The following is a 19,377-nucleotide window of genomic DNA, read 5'->3' as shown; positions in this document are numbered from 1 at the left end:
ATAAGAGTAGGAGGAAGGATATAATCATATAGTAATCAAGAATTTATATCGAAAAAGATAGGTTTATGGGCTCTACTTGAAGGCCCAGAGAGGCAGGGGATATAGGCCCAGGCGAAAGAGCAATAGAAATCTAAGTAGGATCTCAATGGAGACATAAATAGGATCGACATCGAGGTATAAGTAGGAGCTCGATCGAGGTACAGATAGGATCGCCATCGAGGTATAAGTAAGAGATCAATCGAGCCCTACTAGAGCATACCATCACCTCCCCCGATAGAAACTTCCCCAATACCTCGGTAACCTCCATGCTTCGCTCGAAGCATAACAGAGCAGAGATCCCGAGACGAGCAAAGCCAAAGCATAATTTATTACCTTTGTGGGGCATTAGTAAATATGATTATATAATTAAGGAGAACTTCTACATATATGGCTACCAGCGAAGAGCTACAGGCAACCCCCAAGCGCAGCCTCAACTTCATCGAACAGATCGTTGAGAAAGATCTCAAGGAAGGTAAAAACGACGGCAGACTACAAACCCGATTCCCACCCGAACCCAACGGATACCTACACATCGGACATGCCAAGGCCATCTGCATGGACTTCGGCATCGCAGAGCGATATGGCGGTATCTGCAACCTACGCTTCGACGACACGAACCCAGTCAAGGAGGATGTGGAGTATGTAGAGGCCATCCGTGAAGACATCGAGTGGCTGGGCTTCAAGTGGAACGAGATCTATTACGCCTCAGACTACTTCGACGAGCTGTATACCTTCGCCGAGCGTCTCATCCTCGAGGGCCATGCCTATGTGGACGAGCAGACAGCCGAGCAGATCGCTCAGCAGAAGGGGACGCCCACCGTCCCCGGGATGCATAGCCCCTACAGAGACCGTCCAGCTCAGGAGAGCCTAGACCTATTCCGCCGCATGAATGCAGGCGAATTCGACGAGGGAGCTATGACCCTACGTGCCAAGATCGACATGGCCTCGTCCAATATGCACTTCCGAGACCCCATCATCTACCGCATCATCAAGCACCCACATCACCGTACAGGGCGCACCTGGAGCGTATATCCGATGTACGACTTTGCCCATGGTCAGAGTGATTACTTCGAGGGGGTAACCCACTCGATCTGTACGCTTGAGTTTGAGGTACACCGCCCACTATACGACTACTTTATCGACCTACTCAAGGACGAGCGGTCATATCGACCCAGGCAGTTTGAGTTCAACCGCCTCAACCTCACCTATACGATGATGAGCAAGCGCAAGCTGCTACAACTGGTCAAGGATGGGCTCGTCCAGGGTTGGGACGACCCCCGCATGCCTACGATCTGTGGATATCGCCGCCGTGGCTATACACCCGAATCGATCCGTAGCTTCATCGACAAGATCGGCTACACCAAATACGATGGTATCATCGATGTAGCCCTCCTCGAGCATGCTGTGCGTGAGGATCTCAATCAGCACGCTACCCGTGCCTCGGCTGTGCTTGACCCCATCAAGCTGGTTATCACCAACTACCCTGAGGACAAGGTCGAGCAGATGGAGTTCGTCAACAATCCCGAAGATCCAACCTCTGGCTCGCACAGCATCACCTTCGCTAGAGAACTCTTCGTCGAGCGTGATGACTTCATGGAGGATGCCCCCAAGAAGTACTACCGCATGACCCCAGGCCAGGAGGTTCGCCTCAAGAGTGCCTACATCGTCAAATGTACTGGCTGTAAGAAGGATGAGCAGGGCAACATCGTCGAGGTATATGCCGAGTACGACCCCAACACCCTCTCTGGGATGCCCGAGAGCAACCGCAAGGTCAAGGGGACAATCCACTGGGTATCATGCCACGACAGCGTAGAGGCCGAGGTACGACTCTATGATCGTCTCTTCACCGACGAGAACCCCTCCGAGATACAGGGCAAGGAGCTCCATGAGCTCATCAACCCCGAGTCGCTCGTCGTGCGTCAGCACTGCCGCATCGAGCGTTTCCTCGCCTCGGCACAGGTGGGTGAGAGATTCCAGTTCCAGCGTATCGGCTACTTCTGCGTAGACAGAGAGAGCACGAGAGAGCGATTGGTGTTTAACCGTACCGTTTCGCTCAAGGATAACTGGAAGAAGATTAATCAATAATCTCTCCTTGATGTAATGGAATCACTAGAGTTTATACAGGAGATCCTACGCCACCTGGACTACTTTTGGGTAACGGTTCTGATGGCTATCGAGAGCTCGTTTATCCCCTTCCCTTCAGAGATAGTCATTCCCCCAGCAGCCTGGCGTGCAGCTAATGGCGAACTCAACGTCCTGCTCGTTGTCCTCTTCGCCACAATAGGCTGCAACATAGGGGCTTTGGTCAATTATTACCTAGCCAAGTACCTCGGTCGCCCAGTGGTCTATCGCTTTGCCGAGAGCCGAGTGGGTCGCTTGTGCCTGCTGAGCCGAGAGAAAGTAGAGCGGGCCGAGGCCTACTTCCAAAAGAATGGGGCGATCTCGACCCTCGTGGGGCGATTGATCCCTGGCATCCGTCAGCTCATCTCCATCCCTGCAGGGATGGCGGGAATGCCCCTAGGGCCCTTCCTTCTCTACACAACCATCGGAGCGGGGGCATGGAATGTCGTCTTGGCAGCCTTAGGCTACTTCCTCGGAGCTAACCAGGAGCTTCTGATCGCCTACAGCAAGACCATTGGCCTCTCTATCGCTGGCATAGTTGTGGTAATACTCATCGGCCTATACTTCGTCAAGAGGCGCAGGACTTCTCTACAGAAGTAGGGCCCGCATAGAGCATCTGACAGATCGCCCATGAGAGATGGGGCTGCGACGAAATGACCATTTCGCCGTAGCCCCATTAACCGAAGTATAGAGATCTCTTGCCAAGATCCTTATAGATCTACAGCACAACCCTCTAGCCTACCCCACTAAGGAGCATCTACCCAGCAATTGTCTTGAGAGATCAGGAGGCAGTCCACATTGGCACGATATTTGATGTTGTGTTTGCAGTATTTACATTATGACTCGAGGGTATTATCCCTTAACAATAGATGAACAACAAAGATATTTTACAAATAATAGATCAGGTCGAGGAGGCCAACGGGATCTTCCCCGTAGTGGCCGATTGTCCTATAGACGTAGACTTCAGCCTCAGTGGAGAGGAAGAGCTGAGCACACAGGGGGAGATCCCCATCCTCGCCCTACGCAATATGGTGCTCTTCCCAGGCCTCGCTATGCCCATCCTTATCGGGCGAGAGCAGTCAGTCAAACTCATTCGACACATCGAGCGCACACAGGGCCTCTTCGGCACTGTGGCTCAGCGAGACAACGGAGTTGAGTACCCTAAACGTGAGGATCTCTTCGACGTCGGGGTCATGGCCGAGCTGCTACGTGTGATCGAGCTCCCCGATGGGCAGATCACTGTTATCGTACAGGGACGGCAGAGATTTGACCTCGGCGATATCAATACAGAGGGCGAATTCCTACGTGGGACAATTGCCCTGAGACCTGAAGTCCTGCCCAAGCGCAATCGGGCTGAGGACAAGGTGCTCCTCTCGACCATCAAGGACAATACGCTGAGCCTCCTACAGCACAATATGCGCAACATGCCTAACGAATTCGTAGGTGCGCTCAAGGGTAATAAGAACCCAATCTATATCGTCAGCTTTGCTGCCAGTAACCTAGCCCTAGATCTAGAAAAGAAGCAAGCATTGCTAGAGATCGACTCGCTGCGAGAGCGAGCACTCAAGGTACTTACGGCCCAAAATACCGAGCTACAAATCGCTCAACTCAAGGAGAACTTACAAAGTCGCACTCGAGAGGAGATGGACAGGCAGCAGAAGGAGTACTTCCTCCAGCAACAGATCCGTACGATACAGGAAGAACTCGGTGGCAACCCCTCAGAGATCGAGATCACTGAGCTGAGAGAGGAGGCTCGCAAAAAGAAGTGGAGCCTAGAGGTTCAGACAACTTTCGAGAAGGAGGTAGGCAAGGCTGAGCGGATGCATCCTCAGAGCCCTGAGTACGGCATTCAGATGCAGTACCTGCGCACAGTGCTCTCATTGCCCTGGGGCGAGTATAGTCAGGACAACTTCAACCTAAAGAACGCCCAGCGCATCCTCAATAGTCATCACTACGGCCTCGAGAAGGTCAAGGAGCGCATCCTCGAACACCTAGCCGTCCTCAAGCTCAAGGGCGATCTCAAATCCCCCATCATCTGTCTCTATGGCCCTCCAGGAGTTGGTAAGACCTCTCTAGGCAAGAGCATCGCCGAGAGCCTCGGGCGCAAGTACGTCCGCATCTCGCTCGGTGGGGTGCACGACGAAGCTGAGATCCGAGGCCATCGACGTACCTATATCGGCGCAATGAGCGGGCGTATCATCCAGGGTCTTCAGAAGGCTGGGACTTCTAACCCAGTCTTTGTCCTGGACGAGATTGACAAGGTCTCCAGCGATTACAAGGGAGACCCCTCCTCTGCCCTGCTAGAAGTCCTCGACCCAGAGCAGAATACAGCCTTCCACGACAACTATCTCGACATTGACTACGACCTGAGCAAGGTACTCTTCATCGCTACGGCCAACAACATCTCCAACATCTCTCAGCCTCTGCGAGACCGCATGGAGATGATCGAGGTCTCGGGGTATATTACCCAAGAGAAAGTACAGATTGCCAAGCGACACCTCATCCCAGAGGCGATCGAGGCACACGGATTGCGTTACAAGACCGTTACATTCAGCAACAAAGGCATAGAACACGTCATCGAACATTACACCCGAGAGAGCGGGGTGCGAGGACTGAATAAGCAAATCGCTAAGATTCTGCGCAAGATAGCCTTCATCGAGGCCTCTGGCGACTATGCCCCTAGGGATATTACCCCCAAGCAGGTCGAGGAGTATCTGGGCAAACCTCCCTATTCCCGAGACAAGTATCAGGGCAATGACCACCCAGGCGTTGTTGTGGGTCTTGCTTGGACGAGTGTAGGGGGCGAGATCCTCTTCGTAGAGAGCAGCCTACACAAGGGACAGGAGGGTAAGCTCATCCTCACAGGTAGCCTCGGTGATGTGATGAAAGAGTCTGCCGTTCTGGCCTTAAGCTATATTCGCACTCATGCCGAAGAGTTTGGCATCCAACCCGAGGCATTCAAGGAGCGAGAGGTGCACATCCACGTGCCCGAGGGAGCAGTGCCCAAGGATGGCCCCAGCGCAGGGATTACCATCGTGACCTCACTCGTCTCTACCCTTACTCGACGTAAGGTGCGAGCCAATCTAGCCATGACGGGCGAGATCACCCTTAGAGGCAAGGTATTGCCTGTCGGAGGGATCAAGGAGAAGATCCTTGCAGCCAAACGATCAGGCATTACAGACATCATCCTCTGCAGCGAGAATCGCAAGGATATTGAAGAGATCGGAGCAACCTATATCAAGGGCCTCACCTTCCACTATGTAGACGAGATCAGCCAAGTGCTAGCCATTGCCTTGACTGACGAAGTCGTTGGCTAACATCTACACAGCTAGAGAGCTATGAGCAAATCAGACACCCAGGCACAAGTACAGACCGTCGTGGCCCAGTGCCGAGAGCTATTCGTACGCAAGCTCCATGACTATGGCCCCTCGTGGCGGATCATGAGAGCCTCGTCCTTGACAGATCAAATCTACATCAAGGCTGGACGTATTCGGACGCTCCAGCAGGTCGGGGAGCGATGTGTGGATGAGGGGATAGAGCCCGAGTTCGTCGGGATCATCAACTATGGTCTCGTGGCCATGATACAGCTCGAGCGCGGAGCAGTAGACCACCCCGACATTAGCTGCGAAGTGGCTCTAGAGTGCTATGACAGACAACTGGAGCGCACCCTAGAGCTGATGAGAGCCAAAAATCATGACTATGGAGAGGCTTGGCGACAGATGCGCTTGAGCTCTCTCGTAGACCTCATCTTGACCAAGATCTATCGTACAAAGCAGATCGAAGACCTAGGTGGAGAAACGCTTGCCTCTGAGGGGATCGAGGCCAACTACATGGACATGGTCAATTATGCCATCTTTGCCTTAGTCAAGCTACAACAATGAAGTCTTACTCTCGCTATGTATTGGAGGTTGCCCGGGTAATACTCGGTGGGGTCTTCGTAGCCTCAGGACTACTCAAGGCCATAGATCCTATAGGGGTATCTCTCAAGCTGGGCGAGTATGTAAGAGCCTTCGGCCTAGGCTTCTTGGCCGAGTACGAAACGGGAATGGCTTGGCTAGCCTATGGAGTGTGTGCTATTGAGTTCCTGCTGGGTTCTTTCCTACTAATGGGCATTTATCGCAGGCTCTGCTCTAGACTGATCTTCTTGACCATGCTGCTGATGACTCTGCTAACGGTCTACACCTTGGTAACCGGAGCGATTACAGACTGTGGATGCTTCGGAGATGCCATTAGGCTCTCCAACACAGAGACAGTAATCAAAAACCTTCTGCTCCTACCTCTCTCTTACTGGGTTATGCGTCATGCCCGAGGTATTCACTACCTCTACACTCGGCGAGAGCGATGGATACCTATGGTTCTAGCAGTCTTTGGTATTACGACTTTCATCCATGCGAATGTAAAGTACCTACCGATCATTGACCTACGCCCCTACCCTAGAGGGCTAGATCTAGCTCAAGCCATTGCGATGGAGCAATCTGAGCGACAGACCCGACTGCTCGAGGCCAGCCGCTACATCTATGAGCGGAACGGGGAGCAAGGGAGCTTCTCTCCCGACAGCCTACCCGATAGCTCATGGAGCTTCGTCAAGGTAGAGAGCCTTGCCCCCACAGAACTGGAGTCATCACGCTACAGTCTCGACCTGCTGGGGGCGGATGGGGAGAACCTCACAGAGAACATTCTGAGCGATAGCATGGGGGCAATCCTCCTCCTCTCGGCCAATCTTGAACGTGCCGACCAAGGGCACATCGACCAAATCAACGAGCTCTACAGACAGAGCCGAAGCCTAGGCTATAATTTCTATGGTGTCTCAGATGGCTCTAAGTCTGCTATGGAGTGGTGGCAATATCAGACCGGAGCTAGCTATCCGTTCCTAACAGCGGATGCGACGACCATCAAGACGATCGGCAGAGGCAATCCGACACTACTGCTCTTGCGCTCGGGTAAGATAGTAGACAAGATCTCCACGGCCAACCTACCCGAAACGGAGCAAATCACGACCTACCTGCATAGTCGTATGCAGGAGGGTAAGACAACCCACCCTACCTACTGGCGCATGGCACTGCTCGGGCTGTGGGCAGCACTACTGCTACACGGGGCTCTGCGACTGCTACTAAGGTACATCATGGTACTCTCCCAACTAGTCAGAAGAGGAAGAGAGACAAATTCAACTAATCATCATTCATAAAAGTAAACGACAAATGAGAAAGAACATTGTAGCAGGGAACTGGAAGATGAATAAAACCCTCTGTGAAGGGAAGAGCTTCATCGAAGAACTGAAGTCCACCCTATCGGGCAAGCAGCTCCGCTGCGAAGTCATCATTGGTGCTCCTTTCATTCACCTGGCAAGCATTGCCGAACTAGCCACTGATAGCCCCATCGGCATCGCTGCTGAGAACTGTGCCGACAAGGCTGAGGGAGCTTACACGGGCGAAGTATCTGCCGCTATGGTGGCCTCTACTGGGGCTAGCTATGTGATCCTAGGACATTCCGAGCGAAGAGCCTACTATGGTGAGACGGATCAGATCCTGACAGAGAAGGTGAAGCTAGCCTTAGCCAATGGCCTGACACCTATCTTCTGCATCGGTGAAGTGAAGGAGGAGCGTGAGGCTGGCAAGCACTTCGAGGTTGTAGAGCAGCAGATCGCTCAAGCACTCTTCTCGCTCTCAGCAGAGGATTTTGGCAAGATCGTGCTGGCCTACGAACCTGTTTGGGCTATCGGTACAGGTCTGACCGCTACCTCCGATCAGGCTCAGGAGATTCATGCGCACATCCGCAGCTTCATAGCCAACAAGTATGGGGCTCAGATCGCAGAGGACTGCACGATCCTCTATGGTGGCAGCTGCAATGCAGGTAATGCTCAGGAGCTCTTCTCTCGTCCAGACGTTGATGGCGGACTGATCGGCGGGGCTTCTCTGTCTGTTGAGAAGTTCCTTCCCATCATCGAGGCTTTCTAAGTCTCTCAACGGAGAGCAAAACTATCCGAGAGGGGTTGTGGTGAGGCTGAGGCCTCTCCGCAACCCTTTTCCTTTTGCAAGAACCTCCAGCATGCAGGCAACAAAGTCTCTATTCCTTTTGCTACCTTTGCTTAAAGAAATAGTTACGTACATTATGGTTATAGCATATTGCCTTCAGGCACTGCACCGCAGAGGTGGCATCGAGCGAGTAATATCGAGCAAGGCAAACTACTGGGTGCAGCATGGGCATACGGTACACATCATCACGACTGATCAGAGAGGGGCGAGGCCAGCCTTTGATCTAGACGATCGGGTTCAGCTACATGACCTTGCGCTCAACTATGAGCTGGACAATGCTCTCGGACGGTGGCGTCGTCTGCGGGCTCTACGTATCAAGAGAGGCGAGCATAAGCGCAAACTCGAGGCCCTACTCGCCGAGATCAAGCCCGACATTACGGTATCGACCTTCTTCCAAGATGCACCACTATTGCCATCTCTTCGAGATGGCAGCCTCAAGGTGCTAGAACTCCATAGCTCTAAGTATACACGAATACTAATGTACCCCAAAAATAGATGGTTGTATCGTCTTTGGGGAGTCTTACGGGTGTGGGCAGAAGAGCTACTTTCTCGCCGCTACGATCGTTTTGTCATCTTAACTCAAGAAGAGTTAAAACTATGGAAGCGTAATAAGAACGTAATAGTCATCCCTAACGCCTGCCCCTTTGCACCTAAAAAGATTGCCGATATTTCTTCTAAAAGAGCCATTGCTGTAGGACGATTTGAATATCAGAAAAATTTCTCTTCACTCATAGATCTATGGGCTCTAGTTGCGAAACAATTTCCTGATTGGGAGCTAGTTATTATGGGGGATGGGCCATTAAGACAAGAGCTTCAAGATAAAATCAATAGACTAGGACTAGAGCAGCAGATCATCCTTGGAGGTATTAGCCACTACATCGAAAGGGAGTATTGTAAGTCATCTATCTACGTAATGAGTTCTCATTACGAGGGTCTACCAATGGTACTCATTGAAGCACAGGCTATTGGACTACCTGTTGTTTCCTATGCGTGTCCAAGTGGTCCAAGAGATATCGTCCGCCACGGGCAATCTGGCTATCTGATTGAGCCGGGGAATGAACAGGCCTTCGCTGAAGCACTAGCGAAACTCATGGGTGATGAAGCTATTCGTCAAAAGATGTCTGCCGAAGCTATTCGCTCCTCCGAACGATACCAAATAGAGCCCATTATGGCACAATGGGAAGAGCTATTCGGCCAGTTACTCCACACGAAACATTGAGCCGATGAAGCGAACGATTGTCATTTCGGCCGTAAACCTGCGCAAAGGGGGGACGTTGACCATCCTCAGACAATGCCTTTCATTCCTGTCCTCCGAGGTCAATAGGCAAGGCTGGCGCATCATCGCCCTGGTACATCGGCGTGATCTAGCAGACTATCCCCATATAGAGTATATCGAACTACCCTGGGCCATCGATGGGTGGGCTAAGCGTCTGTGGTGCGAATACATGACCATGCACCGCATATCGAAAGAGCTCGAATCGATCGACCTATGGCTCTCTCTACATGATACGACACCGAGGGTTCGGGCTGCCCGTCAAGCGGTTTACTGTCAGACCTCTTTTCCCTTCCTCAAGTGGCATTGGGGGGACTTCCGCTTTGATCCCAAGATCCCACTCTTTGCCCTATTCACCAGGTTCGCCTATCAAATAGGTATCAGGCGCAATCGCTATTTGATTGTCCAGCAAGAGTGGCTGCGTAGAGGCTTCAGCAAGATGTTTGGCATCACAGCCGAACGCTTCATCGTTGCCCCCCCACCCCGCAACGCACAGCTACCAGCGAGCCTCTCCAGCTTGAGCAGAGGCGAGGAGGATGTACCCTACCGCTTCTTCTTTGCCTCTACACCCGATACCCATAAGGGTTTCGAGACCTTAGCCGAGGCCACACGACTGCTGGAGAGGCGAGTGGGCTGTGGGGCTTTTGAGACCATCATGACGATCCGGGGGGATGAGAATAAGTATGCTCAGTACATCAAGGCTCGATGGGGTGAAGTACGCTCCCTACACTTTGCAGGACTCATGGATCGAGATCGATTGTATGCTCACTATGCCTCGACTGACTGCTTCGTTTTCCCCTCTCGGGTGGAGACCTGGGGATTGCCGATCACAGAGTTTCTCGAGACCTGCCACACCTTGGGGGTAAGCAAGCCCGTGCTCTTGGCAGATCTACCCTATGCGCACGAGACCTCTGCTGGAGGCGAACGAGTGGCCTTCTTCCCCGTGGAGGATGCCGCTAAGCTAGCCGATCTGATGGAGCAGGCACTATGCGGTAAGCTCGCAACCCAATCAATTACCAGGGAAGAAGTATCTGCTCCGTACGCACAAGATTGGTCTGCCCTCTTCGAGATTCTACTAGGCGAAGTCAACACCTAGAGATCATATCGTAAAAGGATCTAGATAGGATCGCGGGCGAGCGGCCAATAAGAACTCCGTAGAGACATAAAATAGAGTCGCAGTGGAGATATAGATAGGATCTCACTCGAGGATCAGATAGGACTTCACTCGAACTCCTACTTAGATCTCATCATCGATCCTACTTGAATTCCTAGAGGGAGACCAGTGGCGTTAGATCTGATAAATGCTCAAGATGCTGTGGAGGTAGAGCTTAGAGAGATTTACTACCTTTGCTTAGATCCTCAGCCGCCCCGACGTCTCTCTGAGGTCTGTAATGGTGCATAGATTTACCTCGACAACAAAGAATGAATAAACAAACCCGCCTATCGGCCATACTGCGCAATCTACGCCTCAGATTTATCAAGGGCTTCCGCTTCCTCACGCTCGATATGTGGCGCATCAGCCATGATGAGCTCTCGGGGTCTAAAGCTATTGGCATCTCTGCCATCAAGGCTTTTTCGATGAGCGTAAATAGCTTCTTCCAAACGAACCTCTACAGCAAGGCCTCATCGCTCACCTATAGTACCATCCTATCCCTAGTCCCCATGCTAGCCGTCATTGTCGGCATTGCCAAGGGCTTTGGGCTACAGCATGTAGTACGCAATGGGCTCAACAAGGCTCTTCCTGGGCATGAGGAGGAGCTACAGCGAGGCTTCGAATATGTGGAGAATTATCTAAACCAAGTTCAGGGGGGGCTCTTCGTCGGCTTGGGTCTCCTGATCCTGCTCTACACCGTGCTGATGCTCGTCGTGGACATTGAGGATACCTTCAACGATATTTGGCAGGCTCCACACCGACGCTCCTGGGGGCGTAGGATCATCAATTACCTCGGAATATTCGTCCTTATCCCTGTGCTGATGATCCTTTCCAGTGGGGTAACGATCTTCATGACAACGATCAAGAATACCTACCTCAGCGACCTCATGATTATTGGCCCGCTGACGGCACAGCTCTTCAAATTTCTCCCCTATGCACTCTCGATCATACTCTTCTTCGGGTTATACAAATTCATGCCGAATGTACGAGTGCGCTTCATGCCTGCATTGATCGCAGGGGTGATCGCAGGATCGGCCTTTCAGATCTTCCAAGCCCTCTACATCAGCGGGGTACTATGGATCTCTCGATACAATGCGATCTATGGGAGCTTTGCGGCCTTTCCCCTACTGCTCCTCTGGCTACAGCTCTCCTGGGTGATTACCCTATTCGGAGCACAACTGAGCCACTCAATACAGAATGTAGGCAACTTCTACTTCGAGGCTGCCAGCGACAATGCCTCTAGGCGTTACCAAGACTTCGTCACTCTGATCATCCTCAGCCGCATGACCAAGCACTTCGCCGACCCCTACCTCCCACCCTACGATGCGGCACGTCTCTCGAGCGAATGCAAGATCCCTGCCCGCATGCTGGGACGCTCACTTACACTGCTGCGTAGGCTAGGCCTCATCGTCGAAGTGCGCCTCTCCAGCGACCCTGAGGGGGTCTATTATCAGCCAGCCTTTGACCCCGAACTCTTGACTGTAGGCTACGTCCTCGACCTGATCGATCGACATGGGGTGGAGGACTTTAAGATAGACAGGAACGAACGCTTCTCAGCCGAATGGGAGGCTATGCTCAGAGCCCGATCAGCATGCCTGGCGAATACTCAAAGTGAAAAGATCCGAGACCTGTAAAGGCCTCGGATCTCTCATTCAAAGGAAGGGTGTCAGTAGATTAGCAAACCAACCGACGAACTTACGCCATAGGCTTCTCCGCTCCCAATAGTCATCATCCAGTGGGATGCAATGCTCTTTGTCCCGATCAAAGAGCGAGTCGAGCTCCGCAGTAAAGCCCCGATCGAAGATAAAGGCATTCGTCTCATAGTCATAGCGCAGGCTACGACTGTTGAGATTAGCAGACCCTACTGTTGAGAAGCGATCGTCCACGGTCATGATTTTGGAATGATGAAAGCCTCCCTGATAGAGTAATACCTTAGCTCCATGCCGGGATAGCTTACGCAACTTATGCAACATCGCATCCGGGGTGAAGGGGATGTCAGACTTCTCAGGCACCATGATCTCGATCTGAATACCGCGCTTAAGCGAAGAGCGAATAGCTCGCCAAATCGAGGTCGTTGGGACGAAGTAAGGGTTGATGATCCGAACCCTATCGTCCGAGACCTGTATCGAGGCCGCATAGGCCCTCTTAATAGCCTCTGGGCTGATATTCGGCTCTCGATCGACAATAGCCACAGCGATGGCAGAGTCCGCAGGGGGCGGATTGGGGCTACCGATATAGTAGCCATAGCCCGAAATGTCTCGCCCAGTCTCCCCTCGCCACATATCAATAAAGACCTGCTGCAGATCCAGCACTGCATCCCCCTCGATCCGCATGTGAATATCCCTCCACGGGCCGATCTTAGGTAGGCCATTGATGTAATAGTCTGCGACATTCATCCCCCCGACATAGCCGATATAGCCATCAATCACCACGATCTTACGATGGTCGCGGCTCTTAGCATGATTGATATAGGGGAAGCGGATGGGGTCAAACTTGACAATATCTATTCCCAAATCTCTAAGCTCGAGGAGGTCTCGACGCTTGAGGGGGCGATTATTCGACCAGTTGCCAAAGTCATCAAAGAGGATGCGTATCTCCACCCCTTGCTCTGCCTTCTCGGCGAGCAAGGTAAAGAGAGCATGCGAGATGGAGTCATTTCTAAAGTTGAAGTACTCCATGTGAATATGATGCTGTGCCTGACGAATATGGTCGAAGAGATCGTCGAACTTCTCCTGCCCACTGGTCAATAGGCGCACACGATTGCTCCGACGGATAGGCGAACCCTCCTCTATAAGCAAATGCTTGACCAGCGAATCACTCGTGGCATCGAAAGCCTCCCGAGGCAAAGAGAAGAGGCTATCACGCAGTGGCATGTTGCCCCATAGGCTCTGAGGGAGGGCCGAGGCAAGAAAAACAAGCATCAGAACAAGCAACCTAGGCCTGGATCTCGATCCGATGAGGCATATCGGGCTGGATTGTTCGTTCATCTAATGCTCGTAAGCTCTCGGCTGAGCCATAGGAAATCTATAGGGGACAAGTTATTGCTCAAGGCTAGAGAGATACCAACGGTGTAGCTGCTCGATCCCCTCGTCCAACCCTACACTATGCCTCCAGCCCATGCGATGCAGGCGGCTAGGATCAGTTAACTTCAGCATCGTACCGTCTGGCTTCGTAACATCGAAGGAGATCTTCCCCTTATAGCCAACGACATAGGCGATCAAATGAGCCAGCTCACTGATGCTAATATCCTCTCCAGTACCAACATTAATGTGGCAGTTGCGCACAGGGCCTGTCTCAGGGATGAGGTCAGAGAAGTTCACCTGCTGCATGAGAAACACACAGGCACGGGCCATATCCTCACTCCAAAGGAACTCCCTGCGAGGCCGCCCACTGCCCCAAAGGATTAGTTCACTAGCCTTGATGCCATAGTGCTCGTCTAGTACTTGGGCAATAGCCTCATTGCTCTCTTCGCTCAGAGCCCCTAGCTGAAGGAGGGGTCTCACCTCAAGGTCTCGACGGATGAATGCCCAGTCCGACTCGGACAAAGCCCTTGCCAGCAACATTTTGCGTAGCATTGCGGGCAAGACATGACTGCGCTCAAGGTCGAAGTTATCCCCCGGGCCATACAGATTCGTAGGCATGGCAGCGATGAAGTTCGTACCATACTGCAAATTCATACTCTCGCAGAGTTTGAGTCCTGCGATCTTCGCAATAGCATAGGGTTCGTTTGTGTATTCGAGGGGGGAAGTCAAGAGACAATCTTCGCTCATGGGTTGAGGAGCCTCTTTGGGATAAATGCAGGTACTACCCAAGAAGAGGAGCTTCTTGACCCCTGTACGGAGACTTTCTCCGATCACATGCTGCTGGATAGCAAGATTATCGAGTAGGAAGTCTGCCCGATAGGTATTGTTTGCCATAATCCCTCCGACCTTGGCAGCTGCGAGGAAGACATACTCGGGCCTCTCCTCTTCGAAAAAGGCTCGTGTGGCCACAGCATCCGTTAAGTCTAGCTCGGCGTGGGTTCGAACTACTAGATTGGTGTACCCCTGCCCTTGAAGGGCTCTGAGGATGGCACTACCGACGAGGCCTCGATGGCCTGCAACATAAATCTTGGCACTACGTTCCATGAACTTCGTATAAAAAAGTAGTTGTAGATCTAACCATTTTTAGTGGGCTTTATGGTATATCTGTCCACTAAATCTGTTGTATTCATATTAACTCCACTTCCGCCTTAACGGACAATTGCGGCAAGCTTGTCATGAAGATTCTCCATGTAAGCATAGATAACATCTGCTGCTTGCTCCTTAAAGGGAGGAATTTCGGCCACAGCTCTGTATGCGGAGGGAGACTCCCAAAGCTCTCGAACCGTGTCCATCCAGTCCATTCGACCATCATCCCAGTATCGAATAAAGGCTCCTTGATTAACGATATCCGGTTCTATCTCTTCTGTTCCTCCTCCAAAGTATATCGGGATACAACCTGATGCAAAAGAATCAAATAGTTTCTCTGTAATATAGCCGGGAGTAGAGGAGTTCTCAGGACAAACATTGAACTTGAAGAGCTTCAGATACTCCCTTTTGTCATTTGCATACAGATCATGCAATTCATTCGTATTATTCTGAAACCTTCCAGGGCAAGTAACTGAGGCAATGGGCATAAGTACATCATACAGCTTCTGACGTATCCCAGTCTTATCATGGCTAGCCACAAGGCAAGCAAAGCGATCTCGGCTGGCATTAAGCCTCGTGGAGGGGTCATTGATCCTCTCGATCGTCTCTTTAATCTTTTGATAATCAGCGGTGGGATCAATGAGAAAAGCTATCCACAGAGGGAAACGCATATAGTTGACACGGCTATCTTCAACCTCATAGTCAAAACCAAGAACGAGATCATAAACGGGGAAGGTCTTCTTAAACGCCCTTCCAATACTATGAATGGAATTATCTGCCAAGTTTTCTCCAGTAAAAAAGACCTTTTTACCGGGAATGATTCTGGGGAGTAATGGATTCCCGAATACAGAAAAGAAATTCAATCGATGCCGCTCCTTCGCCAGGCCTCGATGCTCAACAAAGTGATTGAACCAGTTATTGTTGTAATCACACGGCCAAAAGTTATAGTACTTACTGTTCGGACACTGACGGTACATTTGTACCTCATTGATACAATAGTTCAAAATGTTTCTAACTCTTTCTACGGCATTCATTATTCTTCCAATATGTTTGTATCAACAGATTAATATTCCCAAGCAAAATATAGAGACAGAGCCTAAATATCACTTTCTACCTGCTCCTGGGCCTCGGAGGGTAATGGATCACTGGAGAAGATCACACTCGTCGCCCCAAGGGTGAAGACGTCGCCCGTCTCGAGGTTGCACCACTCACGAGGAGCGAGCAACCTCCCAGCGACGAAAGTCCCAACACGGCTGTCATCATCCGAGAGCGCGAAGCTCAGCCCCCCACCCTTGCGCTGCATGACCTTGATTATGGCATGATGACGATCCATACTAGGATCACCCGTAATGATGGGGATATCGGTCTGAGTATCCTTGTTGCGTCGCCCTATCCTATTTAGTCCAAGATAAAGAGGGAAGAGCTGCTTGTAACCAAATACATTCTCCAGGACGACAATGTGGCCTAGGCTCTCGCCTGTAGATGCTTGCCTACCCTGCTCCTGAGGCTCAGAGGATGCTGACCTCAGACGAATGCGCAGCTGATGTCCACAGCTCGGGCAGACAATAGCGGCTCGATCACTTTGGCTCTCACGGATCTCCCTGAGACGTGCATGAGAAAGGATAATCACCCCATCGCACTTGGGACAGAAGATCTTCTTCATCTACTTCGCCGAACTTGTAGCGGTTTGCACACTAGGGCTTAGGATAGAGCTGTAGCGAGCTGCATCTCTGAGCACCTCCTTAGCTTCTTGAACGACCTTGTCGGTAAGCAATTCTCTCTCAATGACTCCACGGCGATAGTAGTAGCGTCCGACAATGCTACTCTCCAGGAAGCTCTCGATATGCGGACGAAGGCTCTCGAGATCGTGCTTGAGGTCTGGCTTGAGAGCCTCTCGAAGCTGCTGCATGAGCTGCGCATGCTTGGTGTAGTAGCCCTCGATCTTGGAGATCTCCTCGAGGGTGCTGAGACTCTTGGCGGTTTGACGATCGTAATCGAACTTCTTCTCGATGAGCATTCGACCGAAGTCTGCATAGTCCTCATCGCTGAGCTGGAACTGTGTGGGCGAAGCAATGCTCTTATGACGCAGCGTGTAAGCCGTGATCCAGTCGAAAGCATCGGGGTTAATACCCAGGTAAAGCATCATCGTAGGAAGGGAGTCTCGAGAGACTTGAATATCGGGCAAGATGCCTCCCGCATCGCGCACAGGTCGCCCTGCTTCGGTGTAGAAGGTATGGGTCAAGCTATCGGGCAAGACGGCATCACGCTGCCCATCCCGCACCTTCTTGTAGTCAATGCGCTGGATGCAGCGGCCACTAGGGATGTAGTACTTGGCCGTGGTCAGCTTGAGCACTCCATTGTGAGGCAGCTGCATGGTGGTCTGCACAAGACCCTTGCCGAAGCTCTTCTGCCCGATAATAACCGCCCGATCTAGATCCTGTAGTGCACCGCTGACGATCTCGGCCGACGAAGCCGTCTCCGAATCGATAAGGACAGCTAGGGGAAGCCTGGGGGCAATGGGGCTGGTCATCGTCTTGAGGGTAATGTCCTGCTTGAGATCCGCACGCTGCTTGGTCATCACCACGGCCTTACCCTTGGGGACGAAGAGGTTTACAACCTTCACGGCCTCATCGAGCAGTCCTCCGACATTACCTCTCAGATCCAGGACGAGCCCCCTGAGGTTGGGCTCTTGCATGAGCTTGTCGAGAGCTTTCTTGAGTTCTATGGTGGCAGTATTTGGGAAAGAGTTGAGGGCGATATAGCCCAGGTCTTGATCGATCATTCCGTAATACGACACAGGATTGATCCTAATCTTACGACGCTTGAAAGAGACCTTACGAGGCTTCTTCTCTCCCATGCGCTGCACGAGGATCGTTAGCATGCTCCCAGGCTCTCCCTTGAGATCTTTAGTTACGGCCTCGCTGCTCGAGCGGCGATGGTCATGTCCATTGACCTCGAGGATCACATCCCCAGCCTTGAGCCCAGCCTCGGCGGCAGGCATTCCCTCCATGGGGTCGTTGATGATAACAGTGCTATCGGGGCGTTGGGAAATGATAGCCCCGATCCCTCCGTACTCGCCCGTGGTAATCAAGCGTAGACGTTCGGAGTCCTCCTCCGAGAAGTACTCTGTATAGGGGTCTAGGCTATGCAGCATAGCATTGATACCAATCTTGCTGATCTTCTCGATATTGACGCTATCGACGAAGTACCTATTGAGCAATGCCATTGATGAGCCCATGACGTCGAGAGCCTTGGTATAGCTTTTCTTGTTACTGCTGGCATTCTGCCCATGCATGGGCAGGCTACAGCCAAGGGATAGGGCAATCAGGACGCCTAGGGATAGTTTCTTGATCATTCGCTGACGATACATATAGCTTGTAGTTCTCCTTAGTTTCAATGTACCGCAAAGGTAAAGAGAATGCTTGACACTTCCGGCCTATGTGTATCCATGAGACACATCCGAAGATGTAGATAGGGACACTGACGAGGTTGCAGATAGGGCCTCGATGGAGATCTAAGTAAGATCGACGTAGAGATCTAAGTAGGACTTGAATCGAGGTGTAAGTAGGATCGTGGTGGAGCTCCTATTTGGGTCTCACTTACGATCCTATCTAAGCCTACACCGAGGTATAAATAGGATCGAAATGGAGCTTCTCCTAACGCCTCCCTCGAGCCCCTATCAGGATGGCTATCCATGCACAGTGGAGCCCTCGTTCGTCCTCACTCTTCGGTCGTGTCAGAGGCTTCGATAGGGAGCGTAGCAAGACTCTGAACCCAGCAATGAGCAGAACCATCCGAGGGACAATACTAATGCAGACTTGCGGGTCTCAGAGAGAAGCATTACCTTTGCACAGATTTTCCTAAGTAGGGTATGCGTATTAAGTGAGAAGATCGAGAAATCTGATCCACCTTACGGGACTAATTTCAATTAGTAATATTCAAATGTACGTTATCGTAGAAATTCAAGGACAGCAGTTCAAGGTTGAGCAGGGCCGTCGCTTGTTCGTGCACCACATCGCTGGTGCAGAGAGTGGTTCAGTAGTTGAGTTCGACAAGGTACTCCTTGCAGACAAGGATGGCCTCGTAACTGTAGGTGCTCCTGTCGTAGAGGGTGCTAAGGTTGTGTGCGAAGTCCTCTCTCCACTAGTTAAAGGAGACAAGGTACTCGTCTTCCACAAGAAGAGAAGAAAGGGCTACCGTAAGCTCAACGGCCATCGCCAGCAGTTCACGGAGATCCTCGTAAAGGAAGTTGTCGCTTAATTCATTAACCCCTTAAACTAGAACAAAGAAATGGCTCATAAAAAAGGTGTCGGTAGTTCCAAGAACGGACGCGAATCAGAAAGCAAGCGCCTGGGGGTAAAGCTCTATGGCGGTCAGACAGCTAAGGCTGGTAACATCATCGTGCGTCAGCGTGGTACGCAGCATCATCCTGGTGCTGGTGTAGGTATCGGCAAGGATCACACGCTCTATGCCTTGATCGATGGTAAGGTTGTCTTCACACGCAAGAAGGACAACCGATCGTATGTGTCTGTACAGGCAGAGGCTTAATCTCTACTGCACGACGAGTAGATCACATCTTTAGATTTAGAT

General features: G+C 51.6%; 16 protein-coding genes. 11 read left to right on the top strand and 5 right to left on the bottom strand.

From position 1 onward, the window contains the following. Nucleotides 1–426: 426 nt before the first annotated feature. The 9 genes from HQ37_RS05080 to HQ37_RS05040 all read left to right on the top strand — a co-directional run bounded on the left by HQ37_RS05080 (nucleotide 427) and on the right by HQ37_RS05040 (nucleotide 12,252). The gene (locus HQ37_RS05080; RefSeq protein WP_036881235.1) at nucleotides 427–2,124 is read left to right on the top strand and encodes a glutamine--tRNA ligase/YqeY domain fusion protein; all 1,698 of its coding nucleotides are present in this window, start codon (nucleotides 427–429) and stop codon (nucleotides 2,122–2,124) included. 15 nt (nucleotides 2,125–2,139) lie between these two features. Continuing rightward, complete coding sequence (locus HQ37_RS05075) at nucleotides 2,140–2,760, top strand: DedA family protein (RefSeq protein WP_036881234.1); 621 nt, start codon at nucleotides 2,140–2,142, stop codon at nucleotides 2,758–2,760. A gap of 269 nt (nucleotides 2,761–3,029) precedes the next feature. Beyond that, nucleotides 3,030–5,477 (top strand): endopeptidase La, encoded by a 2,448-nt coding sequence (gene lon / locus HQ37_RS05070; RefSeq protein WP_036881233.1) that lies wholly within the window; start codon nucleotides 3,030–3,032, stop codon nucleotides 5,475–5,477. Between the two features lie 21 nt (nucleotides 5,478–5,498). After that, nucleotides 5,499–6,041: a DUF1599 domain-containing protein gene (locus tag HQ37_RS05065; protein ID WP_036881232.1), complete on the top strand. Its 543-nt coding sequence runs from the start codon at nucleotides 5,499–5,501 to the stop codon at nucleotides 6,039–6,041. Further along, nucleotides 6,038–7,345: a BT_3928 family protein gene (locus tag HQ37_RS05060; protein WP_036881231.1), complete on the top strand. Its 1,308-nt coding sequence runs from the start codon at nucleotides 6,038–6,040 to the stop codon at nucleotides 7,343–7,345. The genes HQ37_RS05065 and HQ37_RS05060 overlap by 4 nt, the downstream gene beginning before the upstream one ends. 13 nt (nucleotides 7,346–7,358) lie before the next feature. After that, nucleotides 7,359–8,114: a triose-phosphate isomerase gene (gene tpiA / locus HQ37_RS05055; protein ID WP_036881229.1), complete on the top strand. Its 756-nt coding sequence runs from the start codon at nucleotides 7,359–7,361 to the stop codon at nucleotides 8,112–8,114. Nucleotides 8,115–8,268: 154 nt separating this feature from the next. After that, on the top strand, nucleotides 8,269–9,411 hold the full coding sequence (locus HQ37_RS05050; protein WP_036881270.1) for a glycosyltransferase family 4 protein: 1,143 nt from the start codon (nucleotides 8,269–8,271) through the stop codon (nucleotides 9,409–9,411). Nucleotides 9,412–9,415: 4 nt separating this feature from the next. After that, nucleotides 9,416–10,561, top strand: a complete 1,146-nt coding sequence (locus HQ37_RS05045; RefSeq protein ID WP_036881228.1) for a glycosyltransferase family 1 protein — start codon at nucleotides 9,416–9,418, stop codon at nucleotides 10,559–10,561. A gap of 326 nt (nucleotides 10,562–10,887) precedes the next feature. Next, a complete protein-coding gene (locus tag HQ37_RS05040; protein WP_036881227.1) occupies nucleotides 10,888–12,252 on the top strand; it encodes a YihY/virulence factor BrkB family protein in 1,365 nt (454 codons plus the stop codon). A gap of 18 nt (nucleotides 12,253–12,270) precedes the next feature. Here HQ37_RS05040 and cls read toward each other — a convergent pair whose 3' ends face one another. From cls to HQ37_RS05015, 5 genes are all read right to left on the bottom strand, one after another. After that, a complete protein-coding gene (cls, locus tag HQ37_RS05035) occupies nucleotides 12,271–13,539 on the bottom strand; it encodes a cardiolipin synthase (RefSeq protein WP_081951768.1) in 1,269 nt (422 codons plus the stop codon). Nucleotides 13,540–13,656: 117 nt separating this feature from the next. Further along, a complete protein-coding gene (locus HQ37_RS05030) occupies nucleotides 13,657–14,745 on the bottom strand; it encodes a GDP-L-fucose synthase (RefSeq protein ID WP_036881226.1) in 1,089 nt (362 codons plus the stop codon). 104 nt (nucleotides 14,746–14,849) lie between these two features. After that, nucleotides 14,850–15,821 (bottom strand): glycosyltransferase family 10 domain-containing protein, encoded by a 972-nt coding sequence (locus HQ37_RS08085; protein WP_052080772.1) that lies wholly within the window; start codon nucleotides 15,819–15,821, stop codon nucleotides 14,850–14,852. Between the two features lie 62 nt (nucleotides 15,822–15,883). Further along, on the bottom strand, nucleotides 15,884–16,450 hold the full coding sequence (locus tag HQ37_RS05020) for an FHA domain-containing protein (protein WP_036881225.1): 567 nt from the start codon (nucleotides 16,448–16,450) through the stop codon (nucleotides 15,884–15,886). Further along, nucleotides 16,451–18,142: a S41 family peptidase gene (locus HQ37_RS05015; RefSeq protein WP_052080780.1), complete on the bottom strand. Its 1,692-nt coding sequence runs from the start codon at nucleotides 18,140–18,142 to the stop codon at nucleotides 16,451–16,453. 587 nt (nucleotides 18,143–18,729) lie between these two features. On the opposite strand from HQ37_RS05015, the gene rplU reads away from it, so the two are divergent. Beyond that, nucleotides 18,730–19,047 (top strand): 50S ribosomal protein L21, encoded by a 318-nt coding sequence (rplU, locus tag HQ37_RS05010; protein ID WP_036881223.1) that lies wholly within the window; start codon nucleotides 18,730–18,732, stop codon nucleotides 19,045–19,047. Nucleotides 19,048–19,077: 30 nt separating this feature from the next. After that, entirely contained in the window at nucleotides 19,078–19,335 is a 258-nt protein-coding gene (gene rpmA, locus HQ37_RS05005; protein ID WP_036881221.1) for a 50S ribosomal protein L27, read from the top strand. Nucleotides 19,336–19,377 lie beyond the last annotated feature (42 nt).

The sequence above is a fragment of the Porphyromonas sp. COT-239 OH1446 genome (genome assembly GCF_000768875.1).
Lineage (GTDB): Bacteria > Bacteroidota > Bacteroidia > Bacteroidales > Porphyromonadaceae > Porphyromonas.
Note: the sequence above shows the minus strand (reverse complement) of the source record. Positions and strands in the feature narration are given on the sequence as shown.